The 15491-nt window shown below is 72.2% G+C and carries 13 protein-coding genes and 2 tRNA genes; 14 read left to right on the top strand and 1 reads right to left on the bottom strand.

The genetic code is table 11. From position 1 onward, the window contains the following. Positions 1-66: 66 nt before the first annotated feature. The 9 genes from ACJ6WD_RS15830 (at position 67) to ACJ6WD_RS15790 (ending at position 5839) form a co-directional block, all read left to right on the top strand. Positions 67-216: a hypothetical protein gene (locus ACJ6WD_RS15830; protein ID WP_016577758.1), complete on the top strand. Its 150-nt coding sequence runs from the start codon at positions 67-69 to the stop codon at positions 214-216. A 219-nt stretch (positions 217-435) separates the two neighbouring features. After that, positions 436-597: a hypothetical protein gene (locus ACJ6WD_RS15825; protein WP_016577759.1), complete on the top strand. Its 162-nt coding sequence runs from the start codon at positions 436-438 to the stop codon at positions 595-597. Between the two features lie 53 nt (positions 598-650). Continuing rightward, positions 651-1262: a nicotinate-nucleotide adenylyltransferase gene (gene nadD / locus ACJ6WD_RS15820; protein ID WP_037635115.1), complete on the top strand. Its 612-nt coding sequence runs from the start codon at positions 651-653 to the stop codon at positions 1260-1262. A 24-nt stretch (positions 1263-1286) separates the two neighbouring features. Then, positions 1287-3182, top strand: a complete 1896-nt coding sequence (locus ACJ6WD_RS15815) for a LytR C-terminal domain-containing protein (RefSeq protein WP_376447118.1) — start codon at positions 1287-1289, stop codon at positions 3180-3182. 207 nt (positions 3183-3389) lie between these two features. Continuing rightward, positions 3390-3824 (top strand): ribosome silencing factor, encoded by a 435-nt coding sequence (gene rsfS, locus ACJ6WD_RS15810; protein ID WP_016577822.1) that lies wholly within the window; start codon positions 3390-3392, stop codon positions 3822-3824. Beyond that, complete coding sequence (locus ACJ6WD_RS15805; protein WP_407616050.1) at positions 3821-4474, top strand: histidine phosphatase family protein; 654 nt, start codon at positions 3821-3823, stop codon at positions 4472-4474. The genes rsfS and ACJ6WD_RS15805 overlap by 4 nt, the downstream gene beginning before the upstream one ends. Positions 4475-4586: 112 nt before the next feature. After that, a tRNA-Ala gene (locus ACJ6WD_RS15800) sits at positions 4587-4659 on the top strand. Between the two features lie 766 nt (positions 4660-5425). Then, a complete protein-coding gene (locus tag ACJ6WD_RS15795) occupies positions 5426-5602 on the top strand; it encodes a hypothetical protein (RefSeq protein WP_233657736.1) in 177 nt (58 codons plus the stop codon). A gap of 3 nt (positions 5603-5605) precedes the next feature. Continuing rightward, positions 5606-5839 carry a hypothetical protein gene (locus ACJ6WD_RS15790; protein WP_407615999.1) on the top strand — a complete coding sequence of 78 codons (234 nt, stop codon included), beginning with the start codon at positions 5606-5608 and terminating at the stop codon, positions 5837-5839. A 249-nt stretch (positions 5840-6088) separates the two neighbouring features. On the opposite strand, the gene ACJ6WD_RS15785 is transcribed toward ACJ6WD_RS15790, so the two are convergent. Continuing rightward, entirely contained in the window at positions 6089-7468 is a 1380-nt protein-coding gene (locus tag ACJ6WD_RS15785) for a glycosyltransferase 87 family protein (RefSeq protein WP_407615998.1), read from the bottom strand. A gap of 165 nt (positions 7469-7633) precedes the next feature. On the opposite strand from ACJ6WD_RS15785, the gene ACJ6WD_RS15780 reads away from it, so the two are divergent. The 5 genes from ACJ6WD_RS15780 (at position 7634) to ACJ6WD_RS15760 (ending at position 15407) form a co-directional block, all read left to right on the top strand. Beyond that, positions 7634-7706 (top strand) — tRNA-Ala (locus ACJ6WD_RS15780). A 347-nt stretch (positions 7707-8053) separates the two neighbouring features. Next, positions 8054-10012 carry a protease pro-enzyme activation domain-containing protein gene (locus tag ACJ6WD_RS15775; RefSeq protein ID WP_233657738.1) on the top strand — a complete coding sequence of 653 codons (1959 nt, stop codon included), beginning with the start codon at positions 8054-8056 and terminating at the stop codon, positions 10010-10012. A gap of 321 nt (positions 10013-10333) precedes the next feature. Then, positions 10334-13231: a class I tRNA ligase family protein gene (locus ACJ6WD_RS15770; protein WP_331248295.1), complete on the top strand. Its 2898-nt coding sequence runs from the start codon at positions 10334-10336 to the stop codon at positions 13229-13231. A 276-nt stretch (positions 13232-13507) separates the two neighbouring features. Next, a complete protein-coding gene (locus tag ACJ6WD_RS15765) occupies positions 13508-14272 on the top strand; it encodes a hypothetical protein (protein WP_233657739.1) in 765 nt (254 codons plus the stop codon). Positions 14273-14561: 289 nt separating this feature from the next. Then, the gene (locus ACJ6WD_RS15760) at positions 14562-15407 is read left to right on the top strand and encodes a DegV family protein (RefSeq protein ID WP_016573216.1); all 846 of its coding nucleotides are present in this window, start codon (positions 14562-14564) and stop codon (positions 15405-15407) included. Positions 15408-15491: the final 84 nt, after the last annotated feature.

Here is a 15491-nt window from a genome sequence, read left to right as displayed (position 1 = left end):
ATGCCCGGGCGTACGCTGGCGTGCGGACCAATGCCCGCCAGGCCCGTACAAAAGGGAGCCACCGCCATGCCGCATCCGAGCCTGCTGCTCGCCGCCGCCGAAAACGCTCAGGACAGCGGCCCCGGCTGGATCCTGCGCACCGTGATCATCGTCGGCGTGGTGGGTTCCGCGCTGCTCGCGTGGATCCTGCTGCGCGGCTACGGCAACCAGGACTGACGCCGGGACAGGGCGGCGGCGACCGCACCGGACCGGCGCCCGCCGGGACCGGTGCCCGCCGGGACCGGTGCCGAGCCGCACCCACGCCGGCCCCCGGAACGGTCCGGGAGGCCCATGGGACGCCTTCGGGCGGAGTCGGCGTGAGCCCCCGGTGACGTGGCGCTTACGATGTGGCGGAAGCCTCTGTCCGCACCCCCGCCCGGATTGGTACCGCCAACGATGAGCCTGAACTCCGCCGCACAGTCCCTGGTATCCCTCGCCGAAGCGGGGCACGAAGGTGGCCAGCACGCCAGCCTGAGCCCCTACCTCACCGGTGGAAGCGCCCTTTTCATCCTGCTTCTCCTGCTCTGGATCACGACCCGCTTCAACCGCGACCGCTAAGCCTTCCCGCCCCGGCCCCCGGCACCGCGTCCCGCCAAGTAGGGTCTGCACGCATGGGAGAGCACACAGGGCCCGTGAAGCGGCGGCTGGGCGTGATGGGCGGCACATTCGACCCGATCCATCACGGACACCTGGTCGCCGCCAGCGAGGTGGCCAGTCAGTTCCACCTCGACGAGGTCGTTTTTGTGCCCACGGGGCACCCGTGGCAGAAGAGCCACAAGACGGTGTCCCCGGCCGAGGACCGCTATCTGATGACGGTCATCGCGACCGCGTCCAATCCGCAGTTCTCCGTCAGCCGGATCGACATCGACCGCGGCGGCAAGACGTACACGATAGACACGCTCCGTGACCTGCGGGCGGAGCACTGCGACGCAGATCTGTTCTTCATCACCGGCGCCGACGCGCTCAGCCAGATCCTGACCTGGCACGACGCGGCGGAGCTGGTGTCGCTCGCCCACTTCATCGGGGTGACCCGGCCCGGCCACGTCCTCGCGGACCCCGGGCTGCCCGAGGGGGCGGTGTCCCTGGTCGAGGTGCCCGCGCTGGCCATCTCCTCGACCGACTGCCGGGCGCGCGTCGCCCAGGGGGATCCGGTCTGGTACCTCGTACCGGACGGTGTGGTGCGCTACATCGACAAGAAGCAGCTGTACCGCGACGACCGCTGACGGGGCAGATGGAAAGGGGCACCGGTGAGCGACCGACACGATCCGTACGGGCCGCAGGACCCGCATCCCCAGGACCCGTACGCCCCGCAGCAGGGGCAGCACGGGCAGCAGGGGCAGGGCTACACCTACGACGCGTACGGCCGGCCGGTGTCCCACGAGGCGCCGCAGCAGTACGAAGCGCAGCAGCAGTACGGGCAGCAGCCCCACGACCCCTACGGGCAGCCGGCCGGGCCCGGCGCCCAGCCCGGCTACGACCCCTATGGCCCCTATGACCCCTACGGGACGCAGGGCGGCCAGGGCCCGCCCGCCCACCAGCCGTACCAGGGGCAGCCCGAGTACGGCTACGACGGGTACGGCGGCCAGCAGGTCCAGCAGCAGCCCGGCTACCCCCAGCAGTACGACCCGTACGCCCAGCCCCCACAGGCGCCCGCGCAGCAGTCGCCCCAGCAGGCGGACTGGATCCCCCAGCAGGCCCCGCAACCGCCGTACGAGCAGTTCTCCTACGGGGAACAGCAGCCGCACCCGGGTCAGGAGCCCCACGAGCAGCCGCAGTACGCGCGGGTGCCCCAGGGGCAGGCCGGCTCGGCGCCGGCGGCCGCCCCGGTGGAGCCGCCCGCGCCCGCCGGCCCCAAGGGCGCCGCGGCTCCCGGGGGCGGTCCGGACGCCGAGGACTACCACACCGAGCAGTTCTCCTTCGTGGAGGAGCCGGACGACGACTCCGAAGACGTCATCGACTGGCTGAAGTTCACCGAGAGCCGCACCGAGCGGCGCGAGGAGGCCAAGCGGCGCGGCCGCAGCCGGCTCATCGCGCTCTCGGTGGTCCTGGCCCTCCTGGTGGTCGGCGGCGTCGGCTACCTGTGGTGGGCGGGCAAGCTGCCGGGGCTGGCCGGCGCCGGCGGCGGCGCCGCGGCCGAGGCCAGCGGGCAGAAGCGCGACGTGCTGGTGGTGAACCTGCGGGACACCAAGACCGGCAACACCTCCACCGCCCTCCTGGTGGACAACGAGACCACCCACAAGGGCACCACGCTCCTCCTGCCCAACAGCCTCATCGTCACCAAGGACGACGGCACCACCACGACGCTCGGCAAGTCCGTCAAGGACGACGGCACCGACGCGACCCGGGAGGCCCTCAACACCCTGCTGGGCGCCGACCTCAACGCCAGCTGGCGGCTGGACACCCCCTACCTGGAGAACCTCGTCGAGACGGTCGGCGGCATCACCGTCGACACCGACGCCGCCGTCCCCGGTGCCAAGAAGGGCGACTCCCCGGTCGTCAAACAGGGCACCGGCCAGCTCCTCAACGGGCAGGCGGCCGTCGCCTACGCCACCTACCAGGGCCCGGGGGACACCCAGGCCAAGCAACTGGCGCGGTTCGGGCAGGTCATGCAGGCCACGCTGGCGAAGGTCTCCAGCGACGCGGACGGCGCGACCGCCACCGTGAAGTCCCTGCTCCAGATCCTCGACCCGCCGCTCACCGAGGCCCAGTTGGGCAGCTCGCTGGCCCAACGGGCCGAGCTGGCGAAGACCGGCAAGTACAGCACCGAGACGCTTCCCGTGCAGGCCGACGGGACCATCAGCCAGAGCACCGCGGCCGGCGTCGTCAAGGACGTCCTGGGCGGCACGGTCAAGAAGACCTCGCCGGGCGTGACCCCGCGGGTCGCGGTCCGCAACGCCTCCGGCAACCAGGCCGCCACCGGCAAGGCCCAGGTCGCACTGCTCAACGGCGGCTACACCTTCGTCGACGGCGGCAGCGGCTCCACCGCGGCCACCTCCCAGGTGACCTACGCCGACGCTCCGCAGCGGGCCAAGGCCACCGAGGTCGCCAAGACGCTCGGCCTGCCCGCGGGCGCCGTACAGCAGGGGAAGGTCGCCGCCAACGCGGACATCGTGGTCGTCCTGGGCCAGGACTACAAGGGCTGACCGCACCCCGGACCGCGCAGCTGACCAGGCAGGATGCCGGGACCTCCCGGTGGGGCGGAAATCCCCGCCGGGAGTGTCGGTGGTCCGTGAGACCCTTGAGGGGTACCTGACCGCCGATCCGGCCGCCCAGGACCGCCGGTGCGCCTCGGCTGTGCCGCGCGTCCTGCGCCCCGGCCGGAGCGGCCCCCTCGACCCGGAAAGCCGCTTGTGACCGCCACGGACCGTTCCCTTGAGCTCATCAACGCCGCCGCCCTCGCAGCGGCCGACAAGCTCGCGCACGACATCATCGCGTACGACGTCAGCGACGTCCTCTCGATCACCGACGCCTTCCTGCTGGCCTCGGCGCCCAGCGACCGCCAGGTGAAGGCGATCGTCGACGAGATCGAGGAGCGCCTCAACAAGGACCTCGGCGCCAAGCCGGTCCGCCGCGAGGGCGACCGCGAAGCCCGCTGGGTGCTCCTCGACTACGTCGACATCGTCGTCCACGTCCAGCACAGCGAGGAGCGGGTGTTCTACGCCCTGGAGCGCCTGTGGAAGGACTGCCCGGAGATCGACCTGCCCGAGGAGGCGAAGGCCACCCGCGGCAAGGCCGCGGAGCACTCCCGGGCCACCGCGGTCGACGAGGACGGAGACCTGCGCTGAACGGCACCAAGGGCGGCCGGGGCCGCCGCGTCGTCCTGTGGCGCCACGGTCAGACGTCGTGGAACCTGGAGCGCCGCTTCCAGGGTTCGACCGACATCGAACTGACCGAGACCGGCGTCGCCCAGGCCCGTCGCGCCGCCCGGCTGCTGGCTGCCCTGCAGCCGGACGCCATCGTCGCCTCCGACCTGCGCCGGGCCGCGGCGACGGCCGGCGAGCTGGCCGCCCTGACGCGGCTTGAGGTGTCCCACGACTCCGCGCTGCGGGAGACCTACGCGGGCGCCTGGCAGGGCCTGACGCACGAGGAGATCCTCGCTCAGTACGGCGAGCAGTACTCCGCCTGGAAGCGCGGTGAGCCGGTGCGCCGCGGTGGCGGCGAACTGGAGACCGAGGTCGCCGACCGGGCCGCCCCGGTCGTCCTCCACCACGCCGACAAGCTGCCGGACGACGGCACGCTGGTCGTCGTCAGCCACGGTGGCACCATCCGCACCACCATCGGGCGGCTGCTCGGCCTGGAGGCCCACCACTGGGAGGGCCTGGGCGGCCTGTCGAACTGCTGCTGGTCCGTGTTGGGCGAGGGCGCCCGCGGCTGGCGGCTGCTGGAGCACAACGCCGGCACCCTGCCGGAGCCGGTGCTCGGCGACGACGACTGAGCCCCGGAGCGGGCCGGTCGGCCCGGATTTCACATCTGGGCAGGTCGCAGGCTAAAGTTCTTCTTGTTCGCGGCGCCGCCGGGGAAACCCCCGGAGGAACGGAACAAGACCCGGGGCTATAGCTCAGTTGGTAGAGCGCCTGCATGGCATGCAGGAGGTCAGGAGTTCAATTCTCCTTAGCTCCACAGCCCGGAAGATCCCGCCTCCCTCAGGAGGCGGGATCTTTGCGTTACGGGCTGGACGGTGCACCCGGCACGGCCTCGCGCGCACGTGACCCGCGGCCGTGTCGGAAGGCCGCCCGCCGATTTTCCGCCGGTGCGTGAGCCACCTCACTCCTCCGGGGTGGGTGGCCCGTCGAGTGCGGCGACGAAGCGCTCCGGCCTCCGCTCCGGGGTCGCGCGGGCCTCGGGAACGGGCCGATGGTGCGCGGTGCGTGGCACGTGCTGGATCATGCCGTGCGGTTGCCGATGCGGGACGGAGTCCCCGGGCGCCGACGGAGGGGCGCACCCGGTGCGGGCCCGCGACGGCCGGGCGGGTCAGGACCTCGCGTACGGGGGCGCCGGCGTGTGCCGCCCGTAGGGGACGCGGAGTTGGGCGCGAGGGCGTCGTCAGGGCCGCACCCGCGCCCGCTGCACGGGAGCACGGCCGGCGGCTGCCGACGCCACGTCAACTCCTCTTCCCGGTCGTGGACTCGGTGCCGGTGACTGATCCTCGGGGAGCGGTACGCCGTGCCGCGACCGGGGCCGGAGCCGGCCGGAAACCTCGCTTTTCCGGACGCTCTTCCTGAACCGGTTGGCGGCGGGAGGGGAGCTCCGAGGGTGCGGCGGAGCGTTCTCGCACTGCCCGGCGCGGCGTCGCCCACCGGGCCGGTGGGGATGCTCCGCAGGCGGACCTGACCTGGTGGGCGGTCCGTGGCAGAATCGGACGGCCGCCAGGGGAGGAGAGATCGCGATGCCCGCCAGCATCCTTGGGCAGGTTGACGACCCGCCCGGCCCGACGGTCGCGTGCGACACCGCGGGCGTGACCCTCCAGTGCCCCGCGTGCGGTTCCTCCCGCGTCGCCCAGGTGCTGGGCGACAACGGCGGTGTTTCCTTCGTCTGTACGGCCTGCGGCCGCAGTTGGAGCTGATGGATGGGCGCCCACAGCAGGAAGTGCGACTGGTGCGGCAGCGGCACGCCGATCGTCCGCGACATGGAACCGGTCAACGCCGACTACCAGTACTGGTGCGAGGAATGCGCGCGTGCCCTGGTCATAAAGGGCGAACCCATCGAGACCTACCGCGAGCTCGAAGGGGAGCCGATCTACGGTCGGCTGCTGGAGGAGCACTGCACGCTGAAACGGTTCTATTCCTTCGCCACCGCATGAGCCGGCGCCTGCACGGGACCGTTCCGGAACGACCCTGAGTCTCCCCAAGCGGTCACTTTCCGGCTCGCATTGAGCAGAGTTGAACACCTTCGCTCGATTCCGATGGTTCGGAATTCCCGTGGAACGACGCGGTGTTCACGTGTCGGAACCCGCTGCCGAAACGGTCGGCCGCGGGACCACGACGGCGTGCCGGGGAAGACAGCGTGACGGGGGCGGACATGACGGTGATCGGCAGCGGGCGAGTGGTGGCTAGCGCATGGCGTCCGGCGCGCCCCCCGGGCCGGAGACGGCCGCGGCCGGGGCCCCGGGCGGCGTCGCCGGCTCGGATATCGCGTCGGTGGGCAGCGGGCGCCGGAGTCGGGCCGCGGTCAGCGCCAGCAGGGTGAGCCCGGCCAGCGGGTAGATCGCGGAGAGCAGCATCTGGCCGGCGTTCTGGTGGAGTTCCTCGTGCTGGTGCCAGCGGTGGGGCACCCACCACAGCGCGAACGAGCAGAACAGCAGCCCCATGGCGACGGTCACCGCCCACCAGCGGCGGGCCCTGGTCCCCGCGTGCTGCAGCGCCTCGCCGCCCAGCAGGATCAGCATCGGCACGCCCCACACCCAGTGGTGCGACCAGGAGATCGGGCTGATCAGCAGGGCGGTGGCCGCGCAGGTCAGGGTCGCCCACGCGCGATCGCCGCGCAGCAGCGCCCCGGCGGCCAGCGCCAGCCCGGCGACGGCCGCCAGTGCGGCCAGGACGAGCCAGGCGGCGCCGGGGTCATGGGTGTGCAACAGGCGGGCCAGGGCCCCGCGCAGCGACTGGTTGGCGGTGATCTCCACTTCACCGACCCGGTCGGCGGCGAACACGATCTCGGTCCAGAAGCGGTGCGAGTCGCGCGGCAGCAGGGCCGCGGAGAGCAGGACGGTGGCGCAGAACGTCCCGGTGGCGACGGCGGCCTGCCGGAGCCAGGGGTTCCAGGCGCCCCGCCACCCGGCGCCGGCGCGCAGCCGTCGGACGGCGTGCACCGCACCGGCCAGGGCGAGGAAGACGGCGAACAGCGCCGGGGTCAGCTTGATGCCGGCCGCGATGCCGATGCCGATCCCGGCCCATCGGTTGGTGTCCCGTCGGGTCAGGTCCCACAGGACCAGTACGGCGAGCAGGAGGTTGATCTGTCCGTAGCGCAGCGTCGTCCAGACCGGCTCGCACCACACCAGCAGCGCGGACAGGGCCAGCGTCGCGGCGAGCGGGGGAATGCGCCGGGGCCGGCCGACCAGGCGCAGGGAGAGGTGGACGACGGCGACGAGCAGCACGAGGTTCCCGGCCGTGGCCAGGGTGCGCATCAGCGGGACACCGAAGAAGGTGAGCGGGACGAACAGCAGCGCGGCGAAGGGTGGGTAGGTGTTGGGCAGCCGCGCGGAGGTGGCCACCATGTCGTAGAGGTCCTTGCCGTCGCGGGCGGTCTCGCCCTCGGCGCGGTAGACCATGAGGTCCACCATCGAGACGTGCGCCAGGCGCTGGGCGACCCAGAAGGCGGCGAAGGAGACCAGGCAGGCCACCGCCGCGGCGAGTACCGGGTGGCGGCGGATCGGGCCCGCGCCGGGGCGCGGGCCGCGAAGCTCGGTGGGCTGGTCGGGATCCAGCGCAGTCACGGCGTACGGCTCCCCAGGACGAATCGGGCACGGCTCGCCGACAGTACCTTGGGTCCCGTCGGTGGGCTTGCGGGAGCACGATTTGGCAGAAGGCCGGGTGGGCCGTGTAATGTAGGCGATGCCGCAGCGGGGGTCCGGAAGGAAAACCGCAGCGGGGCAAGACCTGGGGCTATAGCTCAGTTGGTAGAGCGCCTGCATGGCATGCAGGAGGTCAGGAGTTCAATTCTCCTTAGCTCCACAAGAGACAGAGCGGGTCGTCCGTCAAGGACGACCCGCTCTGTCGTGCGTGCGAGGTTCGCCGGTTGCCGGGGTGCCGGGCCTTTCGAGGTTGCCCTGATGTTCGGTCAAGAACGTTCTCGATGTGGCAAGTTGAACCCCCCTTCCGCGGCTGATTCTGCCCGGCTGTTGCCGTTCCTTGGTCTCTTCTTGGTGATCGCATAACCCTGACATGAACGGTTCACCGAAAGAGTGGCGAATCGCGTGAGCGTCACATCCGACGCATTCACCGCTGACGAGGTGGCGCGCACCGGCGCACCGACGCGGCGTCACCACGCAGCGCACCGCATCGCCACAGCAGGGGGTTCCATGAGAGCAAGCCGCACCAGATCACCGCGGGTCCGCGTCGGTCTGGCCTGGGCGGCGGCGCTGCCGCTGGTCGCCGGAGCGCTCGCGCTCGGCGCACCGGCCGCCGACGCCGCGGGCCACGACGGTGGCCGGCACGCACTGCAGGGCACCAAGCCGCGGTGGGCCACTGACCAGGCCGACCAGGGCGCCACCTCCGGCGCCACCGCGGTCAACGCCCGGGTCTACCTGGCCGGCCGCGACGCCAAGGGCCTCGCGGACTACGCCAAGGCCGTGTCCGACCCGCACTCCGCCCTGTACGGGAAGTACCTGCGCCCTGCCCAGGTGCAGGCCCGCTACGGCGCCACGCCGGACCAGATAGCCCGGGTGACCGCCTGGCTGAAGAAGTCCGGCCTGACGGTCACCGGCACCACCGACCGCTACGTGACGGTCACCGGCGATGCGGCCGCCGCCGAGCGGGCCTTCGCCACCGACCTGCACAACTACCGCAAGAACGGTCACACGTACCACGCGCCGTCGGCCACCGCCTCGGCGCCGTCGACGGTGTCGGACGCGGTCCTGACGGTCACCGGTCTGGACAACGCGCCCCGGATGGCCCGGCACCACTCCACCGAACTGCCGCCGCCGTCCGCGGTCTTCCGCAACGCCGGGCCGTTCTCCACCTACTACGGTTCGCGGACCAACCAGAACCTGCCCTCGGCCTACGGGGGCAAGGCGCCGTACGCGATCAAGGGCTACACCGGCAAGCAGCTGCGCGCCGCCTACGGGGCGAAGGGGTGGACCGGCAAGGGCGTCACCGTCGCGATCACCGACGCCTACGCCTCGCCGACCATCGCCAAGGACGCGGACACCTACGCCGGCCGCAACGGTGACCCGCGCTACCGCAAGGGTCAGCTCTCGCAGGTCCTGCCGAAGGACTACACGCACATCAAGGAGTGCGGCGCGGCCGGCTGGTACGGCGAGGAGACCCTCGACGTCGAGGCCGTGCACGCGGTCGCCCCCGGCGCGGACATCGTCTACGTCGGCGCCGCCTCCTGCAACGACGACGACCTGCTGGACTCGCTCGGCAAGGTCGTCGACGGGCGGCTCGCCGACATCGTCTCCAACTCCTGGGGCGACATCGAGGCCAACGAGACCCCGGACACGGCAGCCGCCTACGACCAGCTCTTCCAGCGGGGCGCCGTCGAGGGCATCGGCTTCTACTTCTCCTCCGGCGACAACGGTGACGAGGTCGCCAACACCGGCACCAAGCAGGTGGACACCCCGGCGAACTCCGCGTGGGTGACCGCCGTCGGCGGCACCTCCCTGGCCGTCGGCAAGGGCAACAGCTACCAGTGGGAGACCGGCTGGGGCACCCAGAAGGCCGTGCTGTCCAAGGACGGCAACGACTGGACCGACTTCCCCGGCGCCTTCAACGGCGGCGCGGGCGGCGGCACCAGCAAGACCGTCGCGCAGCCCTTCTACCAGCGCGGTGTCGTTCCGGACGCGCTGGCCAAGGCCAACGGCGGCGGCGCCATGCGCACCGTCCCGGACATCGCGGCGGTCGCCGACCCCAACACCGGCTTCCTCGTCGGCCAGACCCAGACCCTGCCCGACGGCAAGCTCGGCTACGAGGAGTACCGCATCGGCGGCACCTCCCTGGCCGCCCCGGTGATCGCGGGCGTCCAGGCGCTGGCCCAGCAGGCCCGGCACGGCATCGCCATCGGCTTCGCCAACCCGGCCATCTACCAGCGCTACGGCACGTCCGCCCTGCACGACGTCACCGACCACCCGCTGGGCGCCGGCCGCGACCTGGCGGTCGTCCGGGTCGACTTCGCCAACGGCATCGACGCCAGCAAGGGCACCATCACCTCGCTGCGCAGCCTGGGCAAGGACAGCTCGCTGCACGCCACCGTCGGCTACGACGACGTCACCGGCGTCGGCACGCCGGGGGCCGGATACGTGAGCTCGTACCGTCCCTGACGCGCGTGCGCGGCACCCGCGCTCCGTGGCCCCGTGTCCTTGAGGGCGCCGCGGCAGGAGCGCGGGTGTACGGGAGCGGGGCCCGCGCCGGGGGAATCCCGGGCGCGGGCCCTGGGTGCCCTGCGGTACCCTGGCGCCATGTGTGCCGTACGCCTTCTGCTTAGCGGGCCGCGCTGATCAGTCCCGACCGGGCCCTTCGCTGTGGCCGCCCGGGTCGGCATCGGCGCGGCTTCCCCTCCTGTGAGAGGGGCATTTTTGTTTCCGCAGAAACCGTGTCCGCAGCAGCCGCAGGCAGAGACGATCGATGGAGCTTTGAGGACGATGAGCGAGACGACCAATGCTGCTGAGGTGGCAGCGCCGCACCGCTATACGGCCGCGCTGGCCGCGGACATCGAGGCACGCTGGCAGGACTTCTGGGAGGCGGAGGGGACCTACGAGGCCCCGAACCCCAAGGGCGACCTGGGCGGCGACGCCGAGCTGGTGGCCCGTCCCAAGAAGTTCATCATGGACATGTTCCCGTACCCCTCGGGTGCGGGGCTGCACGTAGGCCACCCCCTGGGCTTCATCGCCACCGACGTCTACGCCCGCTACCACCGCATGACGGGCCACAACGTCCTGCACACCCTGGGCTTCGACGCCTTCGGCCTGCCCGCCGAGCAGTACGCCGTGCAGACCGGCACCCACCCGCGGGTCTCCACCGAGGCCAACATCGTCAACATGCGGCGCCAGCTGCGCCGCCTGGGCCTGGGCCACGACCAGCGCCGTTCGGTCGAGACCATCGACCCGGCGTACTACAAGTGGACCCAGTGGATCTTCCTGCAGATCTTCAACTCCTGGTACGACCCGGAGGCGGACTCGGCGCGGCCGATCGACACCCTGGTCGCCCAGTTCGAGGCCGGCACCCGGCCCACCCCCGACGGCCGGCCCTGGGCCGAGCTGTCCGGCATCGAGCGGGCCAACGTGCTGGGCGAGTACCGCCTGGCGTACGCCTCGGACGCCCCGGTCAACTGGTGCCCCGGACTGGGCACGGTGCTGGCCAATGAGGAGGTCACCGCCGAGGGCCGTTCCGAGCGCGGCAACTACCCGGTCTTCAAGGCCAAGCTGCGCCAGTGGAACATGCGCATCACCGCCTACGCGGACCGGCTGCTGCGCGACCTGGACGCGCTGGACTGGCCGGAGGCCATCAAGCTGCAGCAGCGCAACTGGATCGGCCGGTCCGAGGGCGCCCGGGTCGACTTCCCGGTCGGCGACACCGACAAGATCACGGTCTTCACCACCCGCCAGGACACCCTGTTCGGCGCGACCTACATGGTCCTGGCCCCCGAGCACCCGCTGATCGCCGGCGCCGACAACGGCGGCGGCTCCATCGTCCCCGACGCCTGGCCCGAGGGCACCCACGAGGTGTGGACCGGCGGGCACGCCACCCCGGCCGAGGCCGTCGCCGCCTACCGCAAGCAGGCCGCCGCCAAGTCCGACGTCGAGCGGCAGGCCGAGGCCAAGGACAAGACCGGTGTCTTCACCGGTGTGTACGCCACCAACCCGGTCAGCGGCGAGCAGGTCCCGGTCTTCATCGCCGACTACGTCCTGATGGGCTACGGCACCGGCGCGATCATGGCCGTCCCGGCCCACGACGTTCGCGACTTCGCCTTCGCCCGCGCCTTCGAGCTGCCCGTGCGCTGCGTCGTCGAGCCGACCGACGGCCGCGGCACCGACGCCGCCACCTGGGACGACGCGTTCGCCTCGTACGACGCGAAGCTGGTCAACTCCGCCGGTGCCGCGATCTCGCTGGACGGCCTGGGCGTGACCGAGGCCAAGGCGAAGATCACCGAGTGGCTGTCCGCCAACGGGATCGGCGCGGGCACCGTCAACTACCGGCTGCGCGACTGGCTGTTCAGCCGTCAGCGCTACTGGGGCGAGCCGTTCCCGATCGTCTACGACGAGGACGGCGTGGCGCACTCGCTGCCCGAGTCGATGCTGCCGCTGGAACTGCCCGAGGTCGACGACTACTCGCCGCGCACCTTCGACGCGGACGACGCCGACACCCAGCCCGAGACCCCGCTGTCCCGCAACGAGGACTGGGTCAACGTCGAGCTGGACCTGGGCGACGGCCGCGGGGTGCAGCGCTACCGCCGCGAGACCAACACCATGCCCAACTGGGCGGGTTCGTGCTGGTACGAGATGCGGTACCTGGACCCGAACAACGACGACGCGCTGGTCGACCCGGCCGTCGAGCAGTACTGGATGGGCCCGCGCGGCGGTCAGCCGCACGGCGGCGTCGACCTGTACGTGGGCGGCGCCGAGCACGCCGTGCTGCACCTGCTGTACGCCCGTTTCTGGTCCAAGGTGCTGCACGACCTGGGGCACGTCTCGTCCGTCGAGCCGTTCCACAAGCTGTACAACCAGGGCATGATCCAGGCGTACGTCTACCGGGACGCCCGCGGCATCGCGGTCCCGGCGGCGGAGGTCGAGGAGCACGACGGCGGCGTCTTCTACTACGAGGGCGGCAAGGTCTCCCGGCTGCTGGGCAAGATGGGCAAGTCCCTGAAGAACGCCGTCACACCGGACGAGATCTGCGCCGAGTACGGCGCGGACACCCTGCGCCTGTACGAGATGGCGATGGGCCCGCTGGACGTGTCGCGCCCGTGGGACACCCGGGCCGTCGTCGGCCAGTACCGCCTGCTGCAGCGGCTGTGGCGCAACGTGGTGGACGAGGCGACCGGCGAGGTCACCGTCGTCGACGCCGAGCCGGACGAGGCCACCCTGCGGGCCCTGCACAAGGCGATCGACGGCGTCACCCAGGACATGGCGAACCTGCGCTTCAACACCGCCATCGCCAAGATCACCGAGCTGAACAACCACCTGACCAAGGTGGGCGGCCCGGTGTCGCGCACCGTGGCGGAGCAGCTGGTGCTGCTGGTCGCCCCGCTGGCGCCGCACATCGCCGAGGAGCTGTGGCGCAAGCTGGGCCACGCCGACTCGGTCGTCCACGCGGACTTCCCGGTGGCCGACCCGGCGTACGTCGTGGACGAGACGGTGACCTGCGTCGTGCAGATCAAGGGCAAGGTCAAGGCCCGTCTGGAGGTCGCGCCGACGATCTCCGACGCGGACCTGGAGGCGGCCGCGCTGGCCGAGCCGGCGGTGGTCGCGGCGCTGGACGGCGCGGGCATCCGGAAGGTGATCGTCCGAGCGCCGAAGCTGGTGAACATCGTTCCGGCGTGAGCCGGACGGCGGCGCGCGGGGCCGGGGCGACGGGAGATCCCGCCCCGGCCCCGCGGCCGTCGAGCGCACCCCCCTGATCCTCGCCTCCACGCTCCCGACCTGGTCTTCTGTGGGCCGGAGTGGTGTGTGGGGCCGGGGCTTCGGGCGGGTGTAGGGGGTTTCCCCTACGGGCAGGTTGGGGGTTCGTTTGGAACCCCCGACCTGCCCGACGCGTTTACCGTGGAGGTACGGGCGCCGGCGCAGAACCGGCGCCGTCGACACCTCAGGGGAGTGCCCATGGAAGCTGCCGTCGCCATCTTCGGGTTGCTCTTCGTGCTGTTCGTGGTCGCCGGGGTGTTCGTCGCGGTCAAGGCGGCGCAGGCGGCCAAGCGCGGGGTGGACCGCAAGGTCGCGCAGGCCCGGCGGACGGTCGAGGACACCACCCTGCGGGCCCGGCAGTTCACCCAGCCCGGCGTCGTCGGCGAACTGGCGCAACTGCGGCTCTCGCTGCGCACCTCGATGCGCGCCACGCAGGAGATCCTGCGCGACGCCTCCCCCGACGACGCCTCGCTCGCCGAGGCGGGACGCCTCTTCGAGCGGCTCAGTGCGCACGGCCGGGAGCTCGACGACGACCTCCGCCGCCTGGAGCGCGAACCCAACCGGGCCACCCTCGCGGACCGCCTCCCCGAGCTGCGGGAACGCCTGGCGCGGATCACGCACTCCGCGGAGTCGCTGCGCTGGGCCGCCCGGGACCGCGCCCGCAAGTTCGCCGACGACGACCTCGCCGCGCTGAGCGACCAGATCGACGTGGAGGCGGGCGCCCTGCGGCACTGGACGGACGACGCGCCGGGAGGCGAGCGGGAGCGGGGGACGGCCGGCGGGGCGTCCGGGGCGAATGCGGGCCCGACCAGTGGCGGGGCGTACTCCTGGGGGGCGGTGGAGGACGAGGCCCCGGCGATACCGGCCCGGGACCCGCGCACCCGGCCGACGTACCCGTGGGAGAAGACACCGCAGCCGGAACCGTCCCGCCGGGCCGAGGGCAGCGGCGGCGTAGCGGGCTAGGGCCGGCCGCCCCTCGGAGGGCGAGGGGGGGGAAGGCCCGCGAGCGCTCGTGCTCCGGGCGGGTCGTCAGGGCTCGCGGCGGACGTCGCGTGCCGTCGTTCCCGCGGTCCGGTCGTGTCCGGCGATCGGTCGCGGTCCGTTCCTCGTCTTCGCGTCGTCGCCTTCGTGTGCGTTCGTCGTCGACGGGCCGTGACCTGGGCGGACTTGGCGTAGCCTTGGCCAAACCTGGAAGATCTTGGGGAGGGGCCCGCACTGTCGAGCGCCCGCCTCCCCGGATAACCTCCCAGTCATGTCCCGCCATGTCGCGATCGTCACCGATTCCACGGCCTACCTGCCGCGGACGGCTGTCGAACGCCACCGCATCACGGCCGTACCGCTGACCGTCGTCCTGGGGGACCAGGCCCTGGAAGAGGGCACCGAGATCTCCGCGAGATCCGTCGCGCAGGCGCTCCAGAAGCGTCGCCCCGTGACGACCTCGCGGCCGAGCCCCGCCGTGTTCGCGGACACCTATCGCACCCTCGCGGCGGCCGGGGCGGCCGGCATCGTCTCCCTGCACCTCTCCTCGGAGTTCTCCGGCACCTACGACGCGGCGGTGCTGGCGGCGAAGGACGCCCCGGTGCCGGTGCGGGTCGTGGACACCGGGATGGTGGCGATGGCCCTCGGGTTCTGCGCGCTCGCCGCGGCGGACGTGGTGGACGCGGGCGGGGACGTCGACGACGCGGTGGCCGCCGCGGAGAAGCGTGCCGCGGGCACCTCCACCTACTTCTACGTCGACACCCTCGACTACCTGCGGCGCGGCGGCCGGATCGGGGCGGCGCAGGCCCTGCTCGGCTCGGCCCTCGCCGTCAAGCCGATCCTGCAACTGGCCGACGGACGCATCGAGTTGTTGGAAAAGGTCCGCACGGCCTCCAAGGCCATCGCACGCCTGGAGGAGATCGCCGCGGAGCGGGCCGGGGAGGGGCAGGTCGACATCGCGGTGCACCACCTGGCGGCGGCGGAGCGCGCGGAGGCACTGGCCCAGCGGCTCCGGGAACGGGTGCCGGGGCTCAACGAGCTGCTCGTGAGCGAGGTCGGCGCGGTGATCGGGGCGCACACGGGGCCCGGGTTGCTCGGAGCCGTGGTCTCGCCGCGGTGAGTTGGCCGTCGGCGTCCAGCGCGGCGGCGGAGCGAGGCGCGGGCGCGGGCGTCATGGCGGTCGGCGGCGACGAGTCGGTCGTCG

The sequence above is a fragment of the Streptomyces sp. VTCC 41912 genome, from assembly GCF_045799175.1.
Classification (GTDB): domain Bacteria; phylum Actinomycetota; class Actinomycetes; order Streptomycetales; family Streptomycetaceae; genus Streptomyces; species Streptomyces albulus_C.
Note: the sequence above shows the minus strand (reverse complement) of the source record. Positions and strands in the feature narration are given on the sequence as shown.